We start from the raw sequence: 22841 nt of genomic DNA on the forward strand, positions 1-22841 counted from the left end.
GCTATGCCGAAGGAACGGTGTTCGACATGATCGAGACCACCGCCTGCGTCCAACCCGGCGACAGCGGCGGCTCGCTCTACCAGGGAAGCACCGCGATCGGGATCACGTCTGGCGGCACCGTCGGCAGTTGCGGCGCCGGGTTCCAGTCGTTCTTCCAGCCAGTCGGCGAGGCGCTGGCGGCGGGCGGGCTCAGCCTGCTCTGATCCGTCGACCCGCAGGACACCCCGTGGCGAGCATGGTCGCCACGGGGTGTTCTGATGTCGAGGCCGGGCTCGTCGGTAAGGTCCGGGGGTCCGAGGTGTGACACTGAACGGCATGTCCACGAGCGAGCTTCCCCCGTCGGCCGCCGGTCCGACGGCCGGTGGCGTGGCCCGCCCGGATCCGCTCCGCGTCCTGTCCCGGCTGGCGGCGGCGGGCGACCGGGCGGAGCGGATCGTGCACGTAGAGTCGACACCAGGCCGCCCCGGACGGACGGCGCCGTGGCCGGACTGGGTGCCCCGCGAGGTCGTACGCCGGCTCAGGGCGCGGGGGATCGAGCGCCCTTGGACCCACCAGGTCGAGACCGCCGAGTCGATGCGGGCGGGTCGAGATGTCGTCGTCGCGACCGGCACGGCGTCGGGCAAGTCGCTCGGCTACCTCCTGCCCCTGCTCGCCGACGTGCTCACCCCGCAGGCACGTGCCGGTCGAGGCGGAAGACGGCGGGTGTCACGCCGGCCCCGGGAGCCGCTGCCGGGCCAGCTCACCCTGGACTTCGACATCGCCGGCATGTTCAGGATCGACGAGCCGAACGGACGCCGCGCCGGCCCCGGCCGCGGGCGTACCGCTCTGTACCTCGCACCGACCAAGGCCCTCGCCGCCGACCAGCTCCGGGCCGTGACCGCGCTCGGCGGGCCGGACCTGCCGGCCGTGACCTACGACGGCGACAGCTCGCGGGACTACCGCGACTGGGCTCGCAACCACGCGGCGTACCTCCTGACCAACCCCGACATGCTGCACCGTTCGTTGCTACCGGGGCACGAGCGGTGGGCACGGTTCTTCGGCTCGCTTGCCTACGTCGTGATCGACGAGTGCCACCACTACCGCGGCGTGTTCGGCTCCCACGTCGCCCAGGTGCTGCGGCGACTCCAGCGGATCCTCGAACATCACGGCGCCGATCCCGTCTTCGTGCTGGCGTCGGCGACGGTGCGTGCGCCCGCCGAGTCGGCCGAACGACTGATCGGGCGCCCGACGGCGGAGGTGACGGAGGACGGCTCGCCGCACGGCGGGCTGTCGTTCGCGCTGTGGGAGCCGCCGGTCACCTCCCTGCGGGGTGAGCACGGGATGCCGCTGCGCCGGAGCGCGACGTCCGAGGCCGCCGACCTGCTGGCCCTTCTGGTCGCCGACGGTGTGCGGTCGGTGGCGTTCGTACGCTCCCGGCGGGGTGCCGAGCTGGTCTCGACCCTGGCCCGGGAACACCTTTCCAAGCTCGACCCCGCGCTGGAGAGCAGGGTCGCGGCCTACCGTGGCGGTTACCTCCCCGAGGAACGCCGCGAGCTCGAACGCGCACTGCAGGACGGCAGCCTGCTCGCGGTCGCGACGACGAGCGCGTTGGAGCTGGGCATCGACATCGCGGGGCTCGACGCCGTGCTCCTCGCCGGCTATCCAGGGACCAGGGCCGCCGTCTGGCAGCGAGCCGGTCGCGCCGGGCGTGACGGGCACGGCGCACTCGCCGTCTTCATCCCGCGGAACGATCCGCTGGACGCCTATCTCGTACGGCACCCCGAGGCATTGTTCGGCCCGCCTGTGGAGGCGACAGTCTTCGATCCGGACAATCCTTACGTCGTACGACCGCACCTGGCGGCCGCGGCCGCCGAACTGCCCGTGACGGACGCGGATCTGAAGCGGTTCGGGCCGGCGGCTTCGGAGGCGTTGGCAGCCCTCGAGGCGGAGGGCAAGCTCCGGCGGCGGGCGTCCGGTTGGTTCTGGGTCCTCCGTGACCGCGCAAGCGACCTCACCGACATCCGGTCGGGCGGCGGGCTCCAGGTCAGGCTGATCGAGGCGTCGACCGGCCGGCTGCTGGGCACGGTCGACGCCGCCGCCTCGCACGCCGCGGTGCACGACGGCGCCGTCTATGTCCACCAGGGCGACACCTACGTCGTCGATCGTCTGGACCTCGACGCCGGTGTCGCCGTCGTTTCGGCTGCGGGCAGCGATCACGACCACTCCACGGTCGTCCGCGAGACCAGCGACGTGCGGGTGCTGGCGAGCGACCGGCGGGTGGACTGGGGTGAGGCGTCGCTGGAACTCGGATCGGTCGAGGTCACGAGCCAGGTCGTGTCCTACCTCAAGATCTCGCTCTCCGGCGAGCCGCTGGGTGAGCATCCGCTGACGCTGCCGCCGCGCACCCTGCGGACCCGCGCGGTCTGGTGGACGCTCCCTGACCACCTGCTGACCGCTGCCGGGCTCACCGAGGCGGACATTCCAGGCGCTGCCCATGCCGCGGAGCACGCGTCCATCGGCCTGCTCCCCCTGTTCGCGACCTGTGACCGTTGGGACATCGGCGGCGTCTCCACCGGACGTCACGCCGACACGGGACGGCCGACGGTGTTCGTGTACGACGGGCATCCGGGCGGTGCGGGCTTTGCCGAACGCGGGTTCGGGGCGGCGCACGAGTGGCTGGGGGCGACCCGTGCCGCCATCGCCGGCTGCGGATGCGACGACGGGTGCCCCGCATGCGTACAGTCACCGAAGTGCGGTAACGGCAACCATCCACTCGACAAGGCGGGCGCCGTCGGACTCCTCGACGTCCTACTCGCGAACGCACCCGACCAGCAGTGACCGCCGAGGGCCGCAGCGACGGGGCGTCGAACGCTTCTGCGATACCCCAGGACTTGGCAGAGCGGTAGGTGACTGCGTAACTTTGGCCCAGACGAGTTCCGGCTTGAACTCAGCGCACCTTAGCCGTCGGAAAAGGCGTCTGGAACGGCGGCAAGGCCGGATTTTTTATATGACCTGGGCAAGTGACCCCCGAATTCGGGCTTACCTCACCGTCGCCGCGCAGATTGTCGGCGTCGCTGTTGCCTATCACGGTGCCACCAGACTCGGGATGATGGGCTCATCGATCGGAAACATGAGTCCGTTCTGGCCGGCTTCGGGTGTCGCTCTCGTTGCATTGATGGTGTTTGGGTTACGCGTCGCTCCCGGAATCATGCTCGGCTCCCTGCCGCTCGAGCTCGCGCTGGCACCGACGATCGTTCCGGCAGTGGGAGCCTCGGTGGGGGACACGCTCGGACCCTTGTGCGGCTGCCTACTGCTGCGGTGGGTGGGCTTCCGACCAGAGCTGGACCGGTTCAAAGACGCTGTCGCACTGGTCGTTCTCGGTGCTTTTGTGGCGACGTTGGTGAACGCATTCTTCGGTCCTACCATCCTTCTGCTGACCGACCAGATTCCGGAGCGCCTCTTCGGGCCGACCCTGCTCATCTTCTGGACCGGCGACGTCATCGGCGTCCTGGCCGCCGCACCGCTGCTCTTCTCCCTGCGCAGATTTCCTCAGCTTCGAACCATGGGGTGGCGCGCCTGGGCAGAGATCGGGTTGTTGGCCGCAGTCTCCTTTGTCGTTCCTTTTGTCGAGCTTCGTGAAGTCGGCCTGTTCTTTCTGGCGTTCCCCATCATCGCGTGGGCGGCTTTGCGGTACCAGCTGATAGCGGTCACGCCGTGCACGTTCATCATTGCCGTCGTGGTGGTCGACGCGGCGACGCGCGGTGTCGGCCCGTTCGCCGGCGACGACGTGATGCGCCGGATGGTCGAGCTGCAACTCCTCAACGGTTCGTTGGTGCTCGGCGGGTTGTTCTTCGCGGTGGTGATCAGTCAGCGCGATCGCGCACGGCTCGACATCGAGCGGGCGTGTACCCGGCTCACCGAGGTCATCGAACACATCGAGGATCACGAGAGCCTCCTCCAGGCGGGAAAGTTGCCCTATGTGAAGGCCGCGAGCGAACTGCCTCGCCCACCCGACCCTCAGGAGTCGCCGCAGGGTGAGCGATCACCGAACTCCGGGTGACACCGCGCCGAGCGTCTGGTCCATCGGCTCCCAGCACGATGGGCCGACGGACGTCCCACGTAGGACGTGGGCGTTCAACTCGTCTCCTGAGGATTCCGGTACGCCAGCTGCTCCATCCCGGTCGTCGCGGTGAACTGGAGTCGATAGCTGAGGACCGCTTCTTCGCGGACGTTCATCAGGTCGGCATTGACGATCAGTGGCGTGAACGGCGTGGACACGGTGCCGATCATCCACACATTCTCGTCGTGCGCGGCAAGGATCTGTCGACCAAGCTCCTTGCGTGCCTCGTCGTCGATCTCTGTCACCATCTGGTCGTACAACCGCTGCAGCTCACGGAACTGTTCCGGTGGCTCCACTCCCGCCTCACCACCGGTCTCGTACCACTGACCGTAGGCGGGAGCCCAGTAGGTGAAGGCCGAGGTGGGCACGTACCACACCGGGTCGACGTCCCACAGGATTCCCGCAACCGTGTAGCCAGGGATATCCACCAGGTTTCCCGTGACACGCTCTGACCACAGGGTCCGGTCGATCCTCTCGAACTGCGCCTTGATCCCCACCTCTCGCCAGTGCTGCTTGACGAGTTCGTACGCGTCGGTGGCGTTGGCCGATCCACCGTACTCGTAGGTGAAGGTGGTGATGAGAAGCTCGAGGGTCTCGCCGTCGGGCCGGAGGCGGAAACCCTGGCCGTCCCGTGCTTCCAGTCCGGCCTTGTCGAGCAGGGCGTTTGCCTTGTCCACGTCGTACTCGGTGAACCGCTCGCCCGTACCCTCGACGAAGTAGTCGTCCTGAGGAACGGCGCACGGTTGCCGCGTACCGCCAGCGCCGCCGTAGAGGATCTTGTTGAGCTCGTCCCGGTTGAGGGCGTGGGACAGTCCGGCGCGGAAGTCGATGTTCTGCATCAGTGCGCGGAGCGCCGGATCCTTGGTGCTCTGGTTCATGTACATCGCGATCCATGGCGCGTCGCTTGCCCACCGCAACACCCGGTAGCCGCCCTTGTCCGCCGACTCCGCCAGCAAGGGCATGTCACCGATGGGGACGCTTTCGAACTGCAGGTCGAGGTCGCCGTTGATCGCCCGAAGCGTGATGACCTCTGGATCCAGCAGTTCCTCGACGAGGCGATCGACGTACGGCAGTTGGTTGCCGCTGGTGTCGACCTTCCAGTAGTAGGGATTGCGCTCGGCCACCGCTCTCGATGTGCCGCCGCTCTTGGTCTCGACCTTCCACGGCGCCATGACCGGACGGTCGGGATTGGTGGCCGGGCTGTTCCGGTCGACGAAGTAGTCGACCCAGGTGTCGAACTTGGCGTCCTTCGCCTTCGCCTCCAGCTCGTCCTTCGGTACGAAGTCGGGGTGGAACTGGCTGAGGTAGTGCTTCGGTGCCAGCATGCTCCCCTGGAAGGCGCCCCGGAAGGCCATCTGCCGCAGGAGAAGACCGTGTGGCGCCGGGAAGTTGAACGTGATCGTGTGGTCGTCGACCTTCTTGATCGTGCACGGCTTGCCACCGACGGCGAGCCACGTCGGGAACACCGGCGTGAGTTCCTTGTTGGACAGGATCGCGTCGTAGTAGAACATCACGTCGTCAGCGGTGAAGGGCTTGCCGTCTGACCACCGGGCGCCCTCGCGGAGGTGGAAGGTGTAGACCTTCCCACCCTCACTCACCTCCCACGACTCCGCGAGCCCCGGTTCCACCTGCGTCTGTCCTGGTGCCCACTCCACCAGGCCTTCACGGGACACGATCATGAATCGAGATGAGGGTGCGAGTGTCGTGGCCATGCGGATCGTGCCGCCGTAGCGCCCGACTCCCTCCAGCGGTGACACGACCGCCGGCGATCTGGGCAGACGTTCGGTGACAGGTGGCAGCTTTCCCTCCTGGACGAGTTCCGCCAGCATGGGCGCTTCCTTGCCTTGGGCCTCACCGCGGCCGGAGCCTTCTCCGTCCCGCTTCGTCGGCTCGGTGGACAGCAGGTCGCAGCCGGTCACCAAATAGGTCCCGACGACCGTGCCGCTCGTCCACTTCAGGAGCGCGCGCCGGTCCATCTCGGAGGCTCGTCTTCGTGTCATCGTCCGATCAACTCATCTCGAGCATGGAGGGGTGATGCAGGGCGAGAACTCAGAGCTCCGGACTTCCGGTCCTGACCGAACCTCAGTCGTACTTCTAGCAGCCAGCCCGAAGGTCGTCAAGGTCGCGCGGACGGACGAGGACCGGTCACCTGTCGTCAACCGGATGGAAGGCTCGCCCGCTCGCGGACCCTCCCGTCACCTTCGAATGCCAGCAGCCGATGGGCCACCTTCTCGATGAAGTAGCGGTCGTGGCTGACCACGACGACAGCGCCCGGGAAATGGACGAGTGCCCTTTCCATCACCTGCGTACTGGTGAGGTCGAGATGGTTGGTGGGCTCGTCGAGGATGACCGCCGCAGCACCCGAGAGCAGGCACTGTGCGAGGGCGACCCTGGCCCGCTGCCCGCCCGACAGCGTGCGGATCTTCTGCTGAAGGTCGATCTCCGAGAACTGGAAGAGGGCGAGGAAGCGGTTGACCTTCCGGCGCGGTGCGTGAAACGCCATGCTGTCCGGCAGCGCATTGACGGCGTGGCTTACGGTGTCGTCCGGATCCAACTCCGCCAGCATCTGGTTGTAGTAGATGAATCGCGTTCCCTTGCTCCACCAGACGCGACCCGCGTCAGGTGGGGACACCCCCGCGAGTACGTCGATGAGCGTCGTCTTCCCGCAGCCGTTGGGACCTGTGATCGCGAAGCGGTCGCCGCGGTGGATCTCCAGGGAGAGGTCCTCGAAGACGACATGGGGTCCGTACGCCTTCGTGAGGTTCTCCACGCGGCAGAGGTCGTTGCTGACATAGAGGTTGTCGTAGATGCTGGTGATGACGTTGTCGACCCGTCGCGGTGTGGCGTCCTTCCTGATGTTCGCCAGTCGTCGACGAAGGTGCGGGGTGGGGTTCCTGGCGGCTTCGCGCCGGTCGGCGATCGCCTCCTGCTCGTAGGCCAGTAGCTCCTCTTCATGGACGAACTGTCGTTCCAGCGTCTTGAGCCGCATCTGCTTCTTGCGTACGTAGTCGGTGTAGGTCCCTTCGTACTCCTGCAGGTGATGGTTCTCGATCTCCACGATGCGATTGGCCACCACGTCGAGGAAGTGGCGGTCGTGCGAAACGAGATCAGGGCACCTCGGAACCCCTGGAACCAGGACTCCAACCAACGCAAACCTTCCAGGTCGAGGTAGTTGGTCGGCTCGTCCATCAGAAGGACGTCGGGCGCCTGCAGGAGAATTCGCGCGAGCGCAGCCCGGTTCCGCCAGCCTCCGGAGAGCCGGTCGACCGGCAGGTCGCGATGGCTGGTGCTGAATCCCAGCGTGGTCAGAACAGTGTCGATCCGGTTCTGGTAGGTCCATCCGTCGAGCGCCTCCATCTGCTCGAAGAGCGCTGCCTGCCGTGCCAGGAGTCTGGTCATCGTGGGCTCGTCGGAGGCTTCGTCGAGGGAGACCTCGAGATCGGTGAGTTCCTTCTCGACGGCATGGATGTCCGCGAACAACCCCTCCAACTCCTCGACGATGGTCTGCGTTCCGCTGAGCTCGGAAAACTGCGAGAAGTATCCGATGGTGACGCCATCGGTGATGTCGACAGTGCCGGCATCAGCCTCTTCGCGGGCGAGAACGAGATCGAGGAGCGTCGTCTTCCCAACTCCGTTGCGGCCGATGAGTCCGATCTTGTCGCCTTCGCTCAGGCGGAGATGGACCTCGCGCAGGACGACGTTCCCGTCGAAGCTCTTGCTGACATCAGCCAGGCGTATCCAACTCACAACGACTCCTTTCGGTCGTGGAAAGCTGCGTGTGGGGTGGGCGTTTCGGGTGGGCTGCGTCCGGCTCGAGAACGAAAAAGCACCCGAAGCCACACCGGCCGAGGCGTACGAACCCGGCTGGAACATGGCTTCGGGTGCTCTGAGCAAAGCTTCCGTGAGCTAGCGCGCCAGTGCACTACCCGAGTACATCGACGCGTTCTCCCGAAGGGTGGTGATGAGGTTTCCTCGCACGCTAGCAGCAGCGGGCTCCGTCGGTACAACGGTTTTCCTCCGCCGCAGTGTGTGTGTCGGCGTGGCAGAACTCAGATAACGTTCACCTGTCTCATAGGAACGAGACACCACGCACCATGGAGAGATATCAGTGACCGGCAGGAAGCAACCTCCAACCTCACGCATCACGCAGCCGTACATCGTCGCGCCCGAGGAACAGGCCGCCGTGGAATTCTTCGGTCATGTCGCGCGCGTGCGGCTGGGTGGCGAGCACTCGGCTGGAGAACTGGCCATCATCGACAGCACCATGTCACGGGGCTCCGCGAGCCCTGTGCACCGTCACCTCCACGCCGCCGAGACCTTCCTCGTCCTCGAGGGCACCCTGCGTGTGCGCGTCGACCGGGAGGAATTCAGCGTCGGCGCGGGCTCGGCCGCGGTGCTGCCGAAACTGATCGACCACGCCTTCCTCGTGACCAGCGACCACGCGCGGCTCCTCTCGCTGCACACACCCGCGGGATTCGACGAGTTCGTCATGGGCGTCGGTCATCCGCCTGAGCTGACCGACGCCGCGATCGATTCCGAGGAGCTCGCGCGCATTGCCGCCAGGTGTGGCATCGAGCTGGTCGGTCCGCCGATGACGCTCTGAGACGCTGACGCTGACGCTGACCCGGTGACCTCACTCGGCGCGACACATCGCCACCGGGCGAGGGCAGCCTGCGACGCCGGTTCCCTGATGCGGCATCAGCTGGCCGGCGTACCCCGTAGATAGTGCGGCGACAGGCTGACGATCAGCCGGACATTCCCGACCACGGTCGAGTCGTCGGTGTCGACATGCGTACCGGCCCAGTCGACCGCCTGCGTGCGAAGGCCTTCGTCTCCGGCCAGCAGGACACCCGCGAGATCAGTGAACAGCCGCTTGCAGGCCTGGTCTCCTGGGCCGTACACGCACAGTCCGTGCACGGCCCGCACCCGTTCCTCGCCGTCGTACTCGATGTTGACCCGGAGATCGTGCGCGGCCTTGCCACGTGGCGTGCAGCCCATGAGTGTCGACGCACCGCTGGACGGCTCGGTGCCGGTGTCGGAGACCTCGCACGTCCATGACCGCGTTCCGGCGAGCCAGTCCTCGGCGAGGCCGGAGACCGTAACGCCGCGCAGGTGCCGTTGCGAGGCATCGGGAAAGTCAGCCGTGACGGCGGGTGGACCGGTCGGACCCACCGGCCTCGAACCCACCCGGTGGCCGACCGCCACACCAGTAGAAGCACCGATCAGAAGGGCGATCACGCACGAGACGACCAATGCCATCCAACGGCGTCGACGGACTGGGTGAGCGGGCATGTGCGGGTACGCGGGGGGTTGCGAAGGAGACGGCTGCCCCGGCGGGACGAGTGGGCGCCGTTGTTCGGCGGGGACCTGCGGAGTCATCGCGGCACCACCGTTCTCACCTCGAAGTCGATGACCTGCTCGTCGTCGGCATCCACGCGGTAGCCGTAGCCGCCGACGGCGGCGTGCGTCGTGCCGCCCTTCTCGATCTGCCGGCCGACCCAGGTGCTGATCCGCTGCGCGAACGCCGGGTCATACGCATAGGGCAGCTGCGCCAACCAGGACAGGTACGCGATGGATGTCGTGCCTGGCGGGCCGTCGACCGATGTGCTGACGCGTGCCGAGTACCCGTGGACCTGTCCTCCGATCACCTGGAGCGACAAGGCGTACTCCGTGACACCGATCTGGAGCACGCAGCTCCACCTGTCGAGGGTCCGGTGGCACTCGTGGCCCTGCGTCCTCAACGTACGAATGACGCTCGCCGCCTCGAGTTCGGGTATGCACAGGTGCGCCGAGCCCTTGCACGGCAGGGGGCCGAAGTCAGGAGTGTCGCGGTTCGCCACCGTGTACCCGCCGAGCCCGCCGGCCGCGCAGGCGAACATCGCGACTAGCAACGAGAGGAGTACGGCACGTGGCACGCTCATATCGCTCCTCCGCGTACGAACGCTGCCCACCGCTGGAGGAACGCCCGCCCTCGCACGCCCACCACGCGTCGGCAGATGCCGTCGAAGGTCGGGGTCTCGACCAACGAGGCTCCGCCGATCTCGCCGTGCTCGATGACGCTCGCGTAGAACTCGACCGCGGCGTTCTGTCCTTTCACCTTGTCGACGTAGGCGAACACCGAGGCGCCCAGGTCGTAGTTGAACGCGACGTTCTCGCCGTAGAACGCGTCCGACTCAGGTGGCTTCCCGGAGAACCGGCCGTCCAACACCGCGACGCGTACGACGAAGCGCAGATCAGCCATTCTGCTCGGGCTGCCCACCGTCTCCACCCATCGGGCGAAGCCCTCGATCGCCCACCTCGGCGCCGCGGTGACGAGCCCGCCGAAGCCGGCCTCGACGCTGGTCGCGCGGGCCGTGACCGCGTGCGCCAACTCGTGGCGCATCACGAGTTCGGGATCGCTCCACGGCCCGCTGCCCCGCAGGTTGACGACGATCCGTGCACCGGCGTACTGGCCGCTGTAGGCTTCGCCGTTCTTTCGTACGCCCTGCAAGGGAATCTGGGCGCCCTCGACCCTCGGGTCGAAGTTGTCGTAGGCACCGATGCTGTACCAGTTCTTGAAGTTCTGGGTGTTCTTCGTGAGAAACAGGATGTGTCCGGGAAACGTGAGACGGTCACCCCAGATGGCCTCGATGTCGCGGAGGTGTGTTCTCGCTGCGTCGGCGTACTGTTCGAGGTCGGTGACACTGCCGTCGCCCGCGATCCAGACCTTGCCCGCCCGGATGATGTGCAGTGGCGTGTAGTTCCACGGCGCGTCGGCCATCGGCCCGTTCACCCCGAGTTCCTCGGCCGTGTGGGCGTCCAGTCCCTTGATCTCGACGATGGCGAGCTTGTCGTGCCGGGGGACCAGCGTGTACTGGAATGTCTCGGCGGGCGCGAACCCGTCCGTCTGGACGTCAGTCACGAGCTGGGTGATCTGGATGACCGGATCGAAGCGGAGCAGCCTGCCCTCCTCGGCATGCGATGTCCGGTCGAGAACGTAGTCGAACCGGGTGAACTCGAGCTGGCGCAGGTTGGCGAAGACCATCTTCTGCTCGCTGATCAGCCGGCGGTTTCGATCGTCGATGTCGGCGAGGAAGGTCCGCTCGTCGTCGTTGCGCAGCGCATTCACCCGGCGGTCGAGGATCTCGCGTAGGGCCTGGGTCTGGGGATCGGTGGAACTCTGGTGGCGAATGACCTTGATGGTGGGCCGTTCCGCCTGGCCACAACCCGCCGCCGCGAGTCCGGCCAACAACACCGCCCGCCTGGACACTGACACACCGCCATCGCGGCTTTGGGTGTCGAGGTCGAGGTGCGTTCTCATCCGGCACACACCTCCTCGGAACGAATGGAGATTCCGCGCAGTCCATCCGTCCTTGGCCGCATCGTGAGCAGGGCAGGGGCTCCGAGCTCCTGAACGATGCGATGGTGGCCGGAAGTACGCCCACTGGCGCGCAGAAGCTACCACCGGCCGTGCCACCATCGGACCTGAATTCCGACGAGGTCCGGCAGCGGACACCGACCCGGGGGAACCTCACCCGAGGCGTACGTGGACGCAGAAAGAAGCCGGGTGGCCCGAACGACTCGGTTGTTCGGGCCACCCGGACTTCTCGGACAGGGGTTCGAGGGCGGAAGGTGCCTAGCGAGCGGGGTCTGATGCTTCGATGGCCGCCATGTCGACCAGCTGGTAACCATCCTTTGTCTCGACGTAGTAGAGCCGCTCGTCGCCCATCATCCGAAAACCGCCACCGTCCAGGGCCGCGACCCTGCCGGCCTTCCCGGTCTTGATGTCGTAGATGACGGACCTGGACCGGTCCTCGGCGAGAACGAAGCGATCCCGGGCCGGCTGGTTGCCGTACGTGACCGAGGTCATGACGCTCCCGACTTCGCGGTGGCCCGTGCCGTCGCGGCGCTGGACCGCCCCGCCGTCGTCCGTGGCGCCCACACACCACTGCACCCGACAGGTCCACAGACCGTCGCGTTCGGTGGCAATGCGTTCCTCCCCGGTCTGGAGGTTGCGCAGCGTCCGGTAGGTGATCTCGTCCGGCATGCTGCCGGACCAGGACTCGCGCGACCGGACCGGACTGCCGACCCACGGCCAGTCCACGAGGCCGAAGTCGTCGGTCCCCTCGATCAACTCTGCCTCTCCTCCGGCAGCCAACGGAGCCTGGTAGACGCCGCCGCCGGAGTGCGACCACATCACCTTGCCACCGGTGATCGCGATGTCACCCTCCACGCCGCCCTTGGCGTGGACGCGACCGACCAGATGCGCCTCGCCACCCGCGAGGGGCGCAGCCCACAGCTCGACGCTGGGCAGGCCCATGTCCGGATGGGCGATCCACCACACGACGTGTCCCTCGCCGATGGTGAAGTTCGAGGCGAAGATGGTCGCGTCCTTCGGCGTACGCACGGTTGTCACTTTGCGGGCGGTCCGGTCCTGGATGTCGTACAACCACAGCTCGCCGACGTTCTCGAAGCCGGCGTCGACCGAGACAAGGACCGTGCGGTCGTCGACCATGGTCTGAGGACGGAACTTCCGCCCGTCGGCCAGGCGGTCGGGGACGTCGTGGACGGCCGCGGGCCAGACCTTCTCGACGGGCTCGGCGGCCGGAGCCTCCCGTCGCACCTTGCCGGACCCGGCAGCGGGCGGGTCGGCCGGCGGGTCGGCGGGCGTGAGAGTCGTGTCCCGGCCGGACGCCCCGGGCGTGCCGAACAACGCCGCGGAACCTCCCGCCACCGCGAGGACGGCCCCGGTCGCGAGGAAGATCTGCCCCCGCTGCTTCCGGCGCCGGTGCCTGCGTTCCAACTGGTCGAGCAGCCCGGGTGCAGGTCTCGGTGCCCGCCCTGCCGCGCTCTCCAGCGTTCTCATCAGTTCGTGTTCGATGCGTCGTGTCATCGGAGCTCTCCCTCCTTTGCGCCGGCGTCGGCCGGCTCGGCAGGTTCCGGGAAGCGCGACCGCAACTTCTCCAGAGCTCGGGCTGCCTGACTGCGGACGGTCCCGCGAGAGATCTTGAGGATTCCCGCGATCTCCTCATCGGTGAGGCACTCGTAGTAACGCAGCACCAGGACCGCCCGCTGTCGCCGCGGAAGTGCGGTCAACGCGTCCCACAGGCCGTCCCGAAGCTCGGCCAGGTCGAACGTGTGGTCGGTGTATGGCTCCTCGGGCATCGTCGCGACCAGCGTCTCGCGGCGGCGCCGTCGCCAGATGCTGACGTGCAGCCGGGCCATCGTGGTGCGGACGAAAGCCTCGGGTTCGCGCTTGTTGGCGACCCGATGCCAAGCCGTACGCAGGCGGACGAGTGCCTCCTGCATCAGGTCGGCGGCATCGTGTGGGTTTCCGGTCAGGACGTAGCCGTAACGAAGCAACGCCGGTGCCCGGGTCGCCACGAACACCTCGTAGTGCTCGATCTCGTCATCCACCGCATGGCCCCCTTTCGTACCTCCGAGACGCCACACCCTCCGGAACTGTTGCATCACCCGCCCATGCCCCTTCTGTCAAGATGGCGTCATGGCGCGTAAGAAGGCCTCGGTGCACATCGAGGAGTCGCTGCCGCGGGCAGCCAAGATCGCCGCCGCGCGCTCAGGAAAGCGCGAGTAACCCGTGCCCAACGGCCCGTTCGGGCGACCTTCGACGCCGGCGGATTTGCCAGCGCATGACGGGTACGCCGGGAAGAGCCATGCGGTCCTCGGTGTCGGGTAGCGACGCCCTTCCGCCGGCGGCTACCGGGTCGGCGGGGATGGGCTGGTGGTGCGGTTCAGGCCGAAGGTGTCCTCGCCGCTGACCACGACGCACGCGTGGCCGGGGAAGAGTGGTGGCGCATCCTGGTCGAGGAGCGCGACGAACGGCACGGTGTACCTCGCCGACAGCCCCATCCGGCGCCGGTCGGAGGTGTTCTTGTGCGAGTGGTGCAGCAGGCGTTCGTTGAAGATGAAGAACTCGCCGGGACGCAGCACCATGTCGACGGCCGCGGACGTGTCGACGGCGGCGGGGTCGGCTTCCTGCCCGAACGCCATTCCTTCACGCGCCGGCAGATGTCGTACGACGGTGCGGTGTGAACCGGGGATGATCTGCACGCAGGAGTTCTCGGTCGTCACCTCGTCGACCGCCATCCAGATGGAGATGTTCAGCGGTGGCTCGATCGGCCAGAAGTTCGCGTCCTGGTGCCAGGGGATCTCCTTGCCACCAGGGTCCTTGGTGAAGAAGTAGCTCGCCCAGACCACGATGTCCGCACCGATCAGGCCGCGGAGCCTGCCGACGATCTCCGGCGCCGCGATCACGTCGTGGAGGAATCGGTGGTCGAGGTGCCTGGCCTGGAGTGGGTTCTTCGGGTTGCGGCCGGGCGTCGGCAGCACCTCGTCCTCGATCCGCCGCCGGAGGTCGGTCATCCGGTCCACCGGCATCGCGGTGTACGGGCCCAGGTAGCCGAGTTCGTGGAACTGCCGTACCTCGTCGCGGCTCAGCGTGGCGGCGGCCTGCTCGGTGGCGTGCCCCGCGGCCGGCGTCGTGGTCGTCGTCATAGGCCGATCGTCCCGCGTGGGTGGCACGGGCTCCATGCCCCGGTTCGTCGGAACTTTTGCACTGGGTCGGTGTGTGAGAATCGGCCGCGTGGTGTCGCGCTGGCAGCAGGACTGGCTCGATCTGATGCGGACCGAGGGCGACCAGGTGGTCGGCACGCTCTTCGGTTACGACCGGCTGCCAGGCACCTGGGCGCTCGATTTCCCGTGTGGCCTGCCCGAACACCTCGTCTACCTTGTCGTGGCGGGATCGGCGGGCGGCGAGGTAGCGGGCACGGGGGTGTCCTTGGCCGCGGGGTCGTTCTTCTGGGTGACTCCGGCGACGCCCTTTCAGTTGCATGCAGCCGGGGATGCCGGCCTCACGTTGTACCGCCTCCGGGTGGCGAGCGACACCGCCGGCTGCCCGGGTGGACACCTGGTGGTGCCGGGCGCCTGGCAGGTGCGTACGACGTTCGATGCCCTGGTCGTCGAGCTTTCCGGTGCCCTTGCGTTCCGTGCGGAGCGGCTGCGGGCGTTGCTGGTCGTCCTCTTCTCCGACGTCTTCCGGGCGGCGGCGCGGGGCCGGCGTACACCCCCGCTCGACGATGAGGACCGTGCGGCGGTGGAGTCCTACGTCGATGCCCGTCCGGCGGAGCGCCTGAGCGCGGAGGACCTCGCGGCGGTGGTCGGGCTCAGCGAGGACTACTTCGTCCGCCGGTTCCGCCAGACGTTCGGGCTCGCGCCGCGGTCGTGGCTGGTCAGGCGTCGGATCCAGGCCGCGATGCTGCGCCTGGACGAGTCGAGTGACCCGGTCGGGATGGTCGCGCGGGAGCTGGGCTACCCGGACGTGTTCCTGTTCAGCCGCCAGTTCAAGGACGTGACAGGCATGTCGCCGCGCGCATGGCGGGCGAGGGGTTCGGTGCTTCGCTGACCCGATCCACAGCTGGACTGCCGGTGCTGGCCACTTCCCGCCTGGTGACCAGCACCGCCAGGACGTGCATGCTGTGACGCGAGTATGCGTATAGCGGGTAAGCGACTCCACGATCTCGACAGGCGGCCACGAGTGCCGGGCGCTCGACCAGGAGGACCAGATGAGACCGGACGGCAACAACCCTGGTGCCTCCACGAGGCGGCGTTTCCTGACGACAACCGGCTTCGTGACGCTGGCCGCCGCGTCCCTGCCCGGCTGCGACCTGCTCTCCACCGACCCCGGTGGGGGACGGGACGCCGGTCGCAACCGCGGTCGGCCCGGCGCCAAGGAGTCGCCGATGCTGGCTGACCTGGTCAAGGCCGGGAAGCTCCCGAAGCTGGCCGAACGCCTTCCGAAGGTGCCGCTCACGGTCACGCCCGTCGACGAGGTGGGGACGTACGGCGGCGAGTTGCACAGCGCGATTCTGGGGGCCGCCGAGGCGATCCAGCTCAACCGGGTCGTGGGATATGACTACCTGATGCGGTGGAGCCCGGACTGGGAACCGGAGCCGATCCCCAACATCGCCGAGTCGGTCGACGTCACGCCCGACGCGAAGCAGTTCACCTTCCACCTACGGGCCGGAATGCGCTGGTCCAACGGCGATCCGTTCACCGCCGAGGACATCGCCTTCGCGCAGAACGACGTCTTCAACAACCGGGACCTGTTTCCCGCCGCAGCGGCGAACCCGGTGACCGCGGAGGCGCTCGACCCGCAGACGGTCCGGTTCAGCTTCGACAACCCGCACGGGCTGTTCCTGCAGGAACACGCCTCGACGGTGGGCCAGCAGTTCGTCACCAAGCCGGCACGCTATCTCAAGCAGTTCCACAAGAAGTACAACCCGGATGCGGAATCCCTGGCGAAGAAGGAGAAGTTCGCGAGCTGGACGGAACTGTTCTTCGCGAAGACCGACATCTGGGTGAACGCCGATCTGCCGACACTCTTCGCCTGGAAGATCAGCAACGGTGTCGGCGACGGCCCGCGCGTCATCCTGGAGCGGAATCCGTACTACTGGAAGACCGATCCCGACGGGCGGCAGTTGCCGTACATCGACAAGGTTGTCTACGCGGTCATCTCCGATCCGGAGGTCATCCTCACGCAGGTCCTCGCCGGTGACAACGACTTCCAGCTCCGTCCGAGCAACACACTGGCCAACAAGCCCGTGCTGGCCAGAAGAAGAGAACAGGGCGACTTCCGCTTCGCCCAGGCCGTTCCGTCCAACATGAACACCATGGTGGTGTGCCTGAACCTCACCCACAAGGATCCGGTCCTGCGCGAGATCTTCCGGAACAAGGACTTCCGGATCGGACTCTCCCATGCGATCAACCGCCAGGAGATCATCGATGCGGCGTACCAGAAGCAGGGTGAGCCGTACCAGGCGGCACCGCGGCCGGAGTCGGAGTTCTACGACGAGGAACATGCCAAGCAGTACACGGAGTACGACACGGGTCTCGCCGCCGAACATCTCGACCGGGTCCTGCCGGAGAAGGACTCCGAGGGATTCCGGCTGCGTCCCGACGGAAAGCGACTCAGCATCACGATCGAGTTCGCGACGGCGATCTGGCCCGAATTCCCCAGTGTACTGGAACTCATCAGAGGCCACGCCAAAGAAGTGGGCCTCGACATCAGGATCAAAGGCGAGGACCGCGCCCTCTTCGACGTACGCACCGGAGAGGCGCAGCAACACGAGGCTGCGGTGTGGCAGGGTGCCGGTGGCTGGAACGACATCTACCTCAACCCCTACTACTACCTGCCGGTCAGCGCGGGTGCGACGTACTTCGGCCGCGCCTGGTGGGACTGGTATCTCAGCGGTGGCGAGAACGGCGAAGAACCACCGGCGGCGACGAAGCGGCAGTTGGAGCTCTGGGACCAGCTGCGGGCGGAGGCCGACGGCGGGAAGCGCACCTCGCTCATGAAGGAGATCCTCGCCATCACCCGGGACGAGTTCTACACGATCGGGATCAACCTCCAGCCCGAGGAGTACGCGACCGTCGCGAACCGGGTCCGAAACGTTCCCGAGGAGATGCCGAACTCGTGGGTCTATCCCAGCCCCGGCCCCACGAACCCGGAGCAGTACTTCATTGCCTGACACCGCATTGCCTGACACCGCACTGCACACCGCATTGCCTGACACCTGCGACCTGATCGGAGTGATCACCGCATGCGTCACGAAGAATTCTCCGCGGACCTGACCGTCATCGGCGGCGGCCTTGCCGGTTGCTGTGCGGCGATCGCGGCCGCCCGCCAGGGCGCCAGTGTGGCCCTCGTCCAGAACCGTCCCGTACTCGGTGGAAACTCCTCCAGTGAGGTGCGGGTCTGGGTCTGCGGCGCCACCGGTCACGGCTCGCACCGCTACGCCCGCGAGACCGGCATCATCGGCGAGATGTTCGTGGAGAACCAGTTCCGCAACCTCGACGGGAATCCGTACTACTGGGATCTGGTCGTCCTCGAAGCGGTCCGCGACGAACCGAACATCACGCTCTTTCTCAACACCGACGTCCGCTCGGTCGAGTCCGACGGTCCCGACGACGCACGGGTCATCCGTGCGGTCACCGGCTGGATGATGGGGTCGGAACGGGAGATCCGGTTCACGAGTCCGACCTTCATCGACTGCACAGGCGACGGTTTCGTCGGGTTCCTGGCCGGCGCGTGGTACCGCACGGGGTGCGAGTCCCGCAGTGAGTACGACGAGTCGTGGGCCCCCGAGGACGCGGACGACTCCACGTTGGGCAGCACGATTCTCTTCTACACCAAGGATGTCGGGCAGCCGGTGAAGTACGTACCGCCGAAGTTCGCCCGTGACATCACCACGACGTCGATCCCGGAGCGGCGCATCATTCGGACCGACCTCAACGGGTGTGCCTACTGGTGGATCGAATGGGGTGGGGAAAAGGACGTCGTCCACGACAACGAGGAGATCCGCGACGAGTTGCAGGCGGCGATCTACGGCATCTGGGACCACATCAAGAACTCCGGCAAGTTCGACGCCGACACTCTCACGCTGGAATGGATCGGTGCGGTCCCAGGAAAGCGGGAGTACCGCAGGTTCGTCGGCGACCACACGATGACACAGCACGACGTGTTGGGCCAGGAGTTCTTTCCCGACCGCGTGGCATTCGGTGGTTGGTCGATCGACCTGCATCCTCCCGGCGGGATGTACGCGACCGAACGGGGATCGCGCCACTGGCACGCGGACGGAAATTACCACATTCCCCTACGGAGCCTGTATTCGCGCAACGTCACGAACATGTGGATGGCCGGCCGCAACATCAGCTGTAGCCACGTGGCCTTCGGCAGCACCCGGGTGATGGCGACGTGTGCGGTCGTCGGCGAGGCGGCCGGGACGGCGGCGGCCCTGGCCACGCAGCGTGGCATCTCGCCGCGCGAGCTGGCGACCCAGCAGATCGCCTTGGTGCACAGGGCGATGGTGAGATCGGACGCCTCCCTGCTCGGCGTGGAGAACACCGATCCCGCCGACCTCGCGTTGGCCGCCCGGGCCAGTGCGTCGTCGACGCTGCGGAACCTGGCGGTCGAGACTTCGGCCAGCACGCTCGCTCTCGACACCCATGTCGGCATGGTGCTGCCGGCGGATCCTGGCCTCGGCTCGCTCGAGCTGCTGGTCGACGCCGACTCCGACACGGAGCTGACCATCGAGGTGCAGCACACCGGCAATCCGCAGAACTACATTCCCACCGAACTTGTGGAGACGGCGACCACGTCCGTGCCGGCGGGCCAGAAACAGTGGGTGACGCTCACGTTCGACTGGACACCTGGCCACCCGCAGAACGCCTTCGTGGTGGTGCGGGAGAATCGCCACGTCGCCTTGCACTGCAGCGATTCGGCCGAGCCTGGGACGTTGTTCTTCCGCCACCGCACGCCTCCGCCGGGCGAGATCTACACCGAGCAGTGGCGGGAGTGGAAGCACATCCTGCACCGGGCGAGCGTGTGCTACCGCCTCGGCAGGGCGACGGACGCGTTCGACGCGCGGCACGTGATCGGCGGGTATGCGCGACCGTACGGCGGTCCACAGATGTGGGCGTCGGAACCACTGGCATGGGACGAGCAGCCGTGGGTGGAGCTCGCCTGGGACGCCCCGGCGACGTTCCGCGAGGTCGCGCTGATCCTCGACGACGAGGTGGAGGAGGATCTCATTAACCTTCACCACCATCGCACGCCGTACGACGTCATGCCCGGGTTGGTACGCAATTACCAGATCCAGGCCGAGGTCGACGGGGATTGGACCACGCTCGTCGACGTGCAGGACAACCGCCGCCGGCACCGGGTGCACCAGCTCGACACGGCCGTCACGGCGCGGCGGCTGCGGGTCGTGATCGAGTCCACCAACGGCGCGCCCCGGGCGCACGTGGTTGCCGTCCGGGTCTACGCCGAACCACGTTGAGCCGGCCGCTGGCCTTGGCATTGGATGAGGGTGCCTCTCCTCCAGCGCGGCATTGGACGAGGGTGTCCTTCCTCCAAGAGCCGGGACGGCAAGGGCATGCACGTGACGAGTACTAAGCTCTGGGTATGCGTGAGGAGGTCACCGGCTCGTCGCAGAACCAGGCCCTGGCGCGCGGGCTCGAGGTGCTGCGGGTGCTGGTCGACGAGAGCGAGCCGGTGACGGGCACCGAGATCGCCCGCCGGCTCGGCCTCCATCAGAGCTCGATCTCCCGCATCCTCGCCACCCTGACCGAGGTGGGGTACGTACGCAAGACCGCCAAGGGTTTCGCCCCCGACTTCGGCGTCCTCTCGCTGGCCTCGGCGACGTCGCAGTTTCCGCTCATCCGGAAGCCGCGTGCGGCGATGAAGCAGATCGCCGCCAGCTGCGGAGGGCTCAGCCCGTCGCTCGGCATGCTGTGGCGGGGCCAGATGATCTACTTCCTGCGGACGACCGAACACGGGGACACCATCGACTTCTGGTGGTCGGACTACCCGATCCACCTCTCGGCACCGGGACTCCGGCTCCTCGTGGACCTCCCCCGCGAGGAAGCGCTCGCGATCCTGCGCGGATCGCGACAGCGGTACGGCTGGGACGGGGAGAAGGGTGTCGTGCCGGCGACCGAGGAGGAGGTGCTCGACCTCGCCGCGAAGAACGTCGCGCACGACGTGATCGTGCTCACCGGGTGGTTCCGGCGCGGATGGATGGGCGCGGCCATACCCGTCGAGGTCGAAGGGGAGCACCGGGTCGCCCTCGCGTTGGCCGGCCCGTCCGACGTGACCGACCTCGCGACACTTCAGCTGTGGTTGCACGACGCGCGTCGTACGGTGGAGGCCGCCCTCCGCCAGCCCACGACCGGCCGCTGACCGCGCACCCTCGGTAGACGGTCGCGGTGGCCTGCGCGACCAAGCTCGGCGTACGTCCCCGACCAGCCGGGTGACGACCTGGACGGAAGCGGCCACCGCCACATTCTTGACCGCGGAAATTAATCGGCCAGGATGCGAGGCGTGACCTACCGGATGAGGCGCCTGATGACGGCCGGCAGCACCCTTGCCGCGGCCGCGACCCTGTTGGCCGGAGGAGTGTTCGGCGTACCGACCACTGAGGACTCCACGACCGACACCACCCGCAGGCAGCCGCGCGGTGACGAGGCGACGCCCACCCGGGAGATCGTCACTGCGCCGACGGGAGCCGCCGTGGTCGAGCCGCCGTACCGCGGCTGGTCCAGTTGGAGCATGCAGTCCAGCAACTATCCCGGCCTCAACCCGCGCGGCCCGGGGAGCTGGCTGCACGAGGAGAACGTCCTCACCCAGGCGCGCGCGATGGCGAAACACCTGAAGCCGTACGGCTATGAGTACGTCAACATCGACTCCGGCTGGACGGCGACCTGGGACTGGCAGGGCGGGTTCGACGCACACGGCCGGCAGACGCCCAACCCCGAGAGGTTCCCGCACGGGATGAAGTACGTCGCCGACGAGATCCACAAGCTGGGGCTCAAGGCGGGAATCTATCTCGCGGTGGGGTTGGAGAAAGGCTCGTACGACAAGGGCGATCTGCCGATCGCCGGTGCGCCGGAGTGCAGTACGCACGACATCGTCTACCCCGACCTGCGCACGACGAACGGCTGGGACTCCTCCTACAAGATCGACTTCGGCCAGCCATGTGCACAGGCCTACGTCGACTCCCAGGCGGCCATGATCGCCGACTGGGGCTACGACCTGCTGAAGATCGACGGTGTGGGACCGGGTTCGTTCAAGTCCGGGCCCAACTACGACAACCGGCCCGACGTCAGGGCATGGCACCAGGCGATCGCCGCAACCGGCAGGGACATCCAGCTCGAACTCTCGTGGTCACTGGACCGGGCGGCGATCAAGGACTGGCAGGCCTACGCCGACGGCTGGCGGATCGACACCGACGTCGAGTGTTACTGCGACACGCTCGTCACGTGGAACAACTCCGTCGACAACCGGTTCTACGACGTGCCTGCGTGGGTGCAGCATGCCGGGCCGGAAGGCTGGAACAACCTCGACACCGTCAACGTCGGCAACGGTGAGATGGACGGACTGAGCGACGCGGAGCGGTACTCGTACATGACGCTGTGGGCGATCTCGGCCGCACCGCTCTACACCGGCGACGACATGACGAAGCTCGACGCGCTCGGCAGGAAGCTCCTGACAAACCGCGAGGTGCTCGCCATCAACGCGGCGGGACGGCCCGCGAGCCCGGTGGTTCCGGACGCACTGCAGCAGGTGTGGAGGGTCCAGAACACCGACGGGAGCTACACGGTCGCGCTGTTCAACCTGGACCGCAAGCCGGCGGTGGTCGGTGCGCGGTGGTCCGACGTCGGCTTCGCTGGCCCGGCTGCCGTACGGGACGTGTGGGCGGACAAGGGCCTCGGGCAGCAGGCCGACGGATACGTCGCGATGCTGCCGGGCCATGGGAGTCGACTCCTGCGGGTGACACCGAACGTGCCGGCGCTGTCGGTCGAGGCGGAGGCGGCCGGCAACGAGCTGGCGGGTACGGCGAAGATCAACGAGTGCGACGGATGCGCGGGCGGGCTCAAGGTCGGCGACCTCGGCGAGGGCGCTTCGGTGACTGTCAAGGGAATCTTGACAGAGCGTGCTGGTGCCTACGACGTCACGGTTTCCTACGTCGACGGTTCGAGCGGTCGGGCGGTCGGCGTGGCGGTGAACGGCGGCCCCGTGCAGGAGGTCATGCTCGGTGGGGCGGACGACGACCGGTGGGATCGACCGCAGGGTGAGACGCTCCGGCTGTCCCTGGCACGCGGACAGAACACTCTCACCTTCAGCAATGTCGGCGGCTATGGCCCGGACATCGACCGGATCACCGTGCAGGCGCGGTGACCCTGA

General features: G+C 67.2%; 17 protein-coding genes and 1 pseudogene. 9 read left to right on the plus strand and 9 right to left on the minus strand.

Annotation, left to right across the window (positions count from 1 at the left end):
* Window positions 1-26: 26 nt before the first annotated feature.
* The 3 genes from ABN028_RS29315 (at window position 27) to ABN028_RS29325 (ending at window position 4039) form a co-directional block, all read left to right on the plus strand.
* The gene (locus ABN028_RS29315) at window positions 27-203 is read left to right on the plus strand and encodes a trypsin-like serine protease (protein ID WP_349331133.1); all 177 of its coding nucleotides are present in this window, start codon (window positions 27-29) and stop codon (window positions 201-203) included.
* A 112-nt stretch (window positions 204-315) separates the two neighbouring features.
* Window positions 316-2817, plus strand: a complete 2502-nt coding sequence (locus tag ABN028_RS29320) for a DEAD/DEAH box helicase (protein WP_349331134.1) — start codon at window positions 316-318, stop codon at window positions 2815-2817.
* A 271-nt stretch (window positions 2818-3088) separates the two neighbouring features.
* Window positions 3089-4039: an MASE1 domain-containing protein gene (locus ABN028_RS29325; protein WP_349698873.1), complete on the plus strand. Its 951-nt coding sequence runs from the start codon at window positions 3089-3091 to the stop codon at window positions 4037-4039.
* A 74-nt stretch (window positions 4040-4113) separates the two neighbouring features.
* Here the strand turns inward: ABN028_RS29325 and ABN028_RS29330 are convergent, their stop codons facing one another.
* From ABN028_RS29330 to ABN028_RS29340, 3 genes and pseudogenes are all read right to left on the minus strand, one after another.
* Complete coding sequence (locus ABN028_RS29330) at window positions 4114-6099, minus strand: ABC transporter substrate-binding protein (RefSeq protein WP_349698851.1); 1986 nt, start codon at window positions 6097-6099, stop codon at window positions 4114-4116.
* 155 nt (window positions 6100-6254) lie between these two features.
* The gene (locus ABN028_RS29335; protein ID WP_349698852.1) at window positions 6255-7172 is read right to left on the minus strand and encodes an ATP-binding cassette domain-containing protein; all 918 of its coding nucleotides are present in this window, start codon (window positions 7170-7172) and stop codon (window positions 6255-6257) included.
* 158 nt (window positions 7173-7330) lie between these two features.
* Window positions 7331-7972 (minus strand): annotated as a pseudogene (locus tag ABN028_RS29340) (ATP-binding cassette domain-containing protein); the annotation flags it as partial.
* A gap of 235 nt (window positions 7973-8207) precedes the next feature.
* On the opposite strand from ABN028_RS29340, the gene ABN028_RS29345 reads away from it, so the two are divergent.
* Window positions 8208-8702 (plus strand): cupin domain-containing protein, encoded by a 495-nt coding sequence (locus tag ABN028_RS29345; RefSeq protein WP_349331138.1) that lies wholly within the window; start codon window positions 8208-8210, stop codon window positions 8700-8702.
* 95 nt (window positions 8703-8797) lie between these two features.
* Here the strand turns inward: ABN028_RS29345 and ABN028_RS29350 are convergent, their stop codons facing one another.
* The 6 genes from ABN028_RS29350 to ABN028_RS29375 form a co-directional block, all read right to left on the minus strand.
* The gene (locus ABN028_RS29350; protein ID WP_349698853.1) at window positions 8798-9337 is read right to left on the minus strand and encodes a hypothetical protein; all 540 of its coding nucleotides are present in this window, start codon (window positions 9335-9337) and stop codon (window positions 8798-8800) included.
* A 137-nt stretch (window positions 9338-9474) separates the two neighbouring features.
* The gene (locus tag ABN028_RS29355) at window positions 9475-10020 is read right to left on the minus strand and encodes a hypothetical protein (protein WP_349698854.1); all 546 of its coding nucleotides are present in this window, start codon (window positions 10018-10020) and stop codon (window positions 9475-9477) included.
* Complete coding sequence (locus ABN028_RS29360) at window positions 10017-11399, minus strand: hypothetical protein (protein ID WP_349698855.1); 1383 nt, start codon at window positions 11397-11399, stop codon at window positions 10017-10019. The genes ABN028_RS29355 and ABN028_RS29360 overlap by 4 nt, the downstream gene beginning before the upstream one ends.
* A gap of 315 nt (window positions 11400-11714) precedes the next feature.
* On the minus strand, window positions 11715-12971 hold the full coding sequence (locus tag ABN028_RS29365; RefSeq protein ID WP_349698856.1) for a hypothetical protein: 1257 nt from the start codon (window positions 12969-12971) through the stop codon (window positions 11715-11717).
* On the minus strand, window positions 12968-13495 hold the full coding sequence (locus tag ABN028_RS29370) for a SigE family RNA polymerase sigma factor (RefSeq protein ID WP_349698857.1): 528 nt from the start codon (window positions 13493-13495) through the stop codon (window positions 12968-12970). Before ABN028_RS29370 ends, ABN028_RS29365 begins: the two co-directional genes overlap by 4 nt.
* Before the next feature lie 300 nt (window positions 13496-13795).
* A complete protein-coding gene (locus tag ABN028_RS29375) occupies window positions 13796-14593 on the minus strand; it encodes a phytanoyl-CoA dioxygenase family protein (RefSeq protein ID WP_349698858.1) in 798 nt (265 codons plus the stop codon).
* Window positions 14594-14681: 88 nt separating this feature from the next.
* On the opposite strand from ABN028_RS29375, the gene ABN028_RS29380 reads away from it, so the two are divergent.
* From ABN028_RS29380 to ABN028_RS29400, 5 genes are all read left to right on the plus strand, one after another.
* Complete coding sequence (locus tag ABN028_RS29380; RefSeq protein ID WP_349698859.1) at window positions 14682-15500, plus strand: helix-turn-helix domain-containing protein; 819 nt, start codon at window positions 14682-14684, stop codon at window positions 15498-15500.
* A gap of 160 nt (window positions 15501-15660) precedes the next feature.
* Window positions 15661-17625 carry an ABC transporter substrate-binding protein gene (locus ABN028_RS29385; protein ID WP_349698860.1) on the plus strand — a complete coding sequence of 655 codons (1965 nt, stop codon included), beginning with the start codon at window positions 15661-15663 and terminating at the stop codon, window positions 17623-17625.
* A 72-nt stretch (window positions 17626-17697) separates the two neighbouring features.
* Entirely contained in the window at window positions 17698-19935 is a 2238-nt protein-coding gene (locus ABN028_RS29390; RefSeq protein WP_349698861.1) for an FAD-dependent oxidoreductase, read from the plus strand.
* A 125-nt stretch (window positions 19936-20060) separates the two neighbouring features.
* On the plus strand, window positions 20061-20837 hold the full coding sequence (locus ABN028_RS29395) for an IclR family transcriptional regulator (RefSeq protein ID WP_349331148.1): 777 nt from the start codon (window positions 20061-20063) through the stop codon (window positions 20835-20837).
* A gap of 141 nt (window positions 20838-20978) precedes the next feature.
* The gene (locus ABN028_RS29400; RefSeq protein WP_349698862.1) at window positions 20979-22835 is read left to right on the plus strand and encodes an alpha-galactosidase D; all 1857 of its coding nucleotides are present in this window, start codon (window positions 20979-20981) and stop codon (window positions 22833-22835) included.
* Window positions 22836-22841 lie beyond the last annotated feature (6 nt).

It is taken from the genome of Actinopolymorpha sp. B17G11, from assembly GCF_040196095.1.
GTDB lineage: Bacteria > Actinomycetota > Actinomycetes > Propionibacteriales > Actinopolymorphaceae > Thermasporomyces.

Excerpts from the sequence above, each read along its gene's own strand:
- ABN028_RS29365 (WP_349698856.1), bottom strand. The coding sequence starts at position 12,971 with ATGACACGACGCATCGAACACGAACTGATGAGAACGCTGGAGAGCGCG.
- ABN028_RS29315 (WP_349331133.1), top strand. The coding sequence starts at position 27 with ATGATCGAGACCACCGCCTGCGTCCAACCCGGCGACAGCGGCGGCTCG.
- ABN028_RS29390 (WP_349698861.1), top strand. The coding sequence starts at position 17,698 with ATGCGTCACGAAGAATTCTCCGCGGACCTGACCGTCATCGGCGGCGGC.
- ABN028_RS29325 (WP_349698873.1), top strand. The coding sequence starts at position 3,089 with ATGGGCTCATCGATCGGAAACATGAGTCCGTTCTGGCCGGCTTCGGGT.
- ABN028_RS29375 (WP_349698858.1), bottom strand. The coding sequence starts at position 14,593 with ATGACGACGACCACGACGCCGGCCGCGGGGCACGCCACCGAGCAGGCC.
- ABN028_RS29360 (WP_349698855.1), bottom strand. The coding sequence starts at position 11,399 with ATGAGAACGCACCTCGACCTCGACACCCAAAGCCGCGATGGCGGTGTG.
- ABN028_RS29320 (WP_349331134.1), top strand. The coding sequence starts at position 316 with ATGTCCACGAGCGAGCTTCCCCCGTCGGCCGCCGGTCCGACGGCCGGT.
- ABN028_RS29395 (WP_349331148.1), top strand. The coding sequence starts at position 20,061 with ATGCGTGAGGAGGTCACCGGCTCGTCGCAGAACCAGGCCCTGGCGCGC.
- ABN028_RS29355 (WP_349698854.1), bottom strand. The coding sequence starts at position 10,020 with ATGAGCGTGCCACGTGCCGTACTCCTCTCGTTGCTAGTCGCGATGTTC.
- ABN028_RS29330 (WP_349698851.1), bottom strand. The coding sequence starts at position 6,099 with ATGACACGAAGACGAGCCTCCGAGATGGACCGGCGCGCGCTCCTGAAG.
- ABN028_RS29385 (WP_349698860.1), top strand. The coding sequence starts at position 15,661 with ATGAGACCGGACGGCAACAACCCTGGTGCCTCCACGAGGCGGCGTTTC.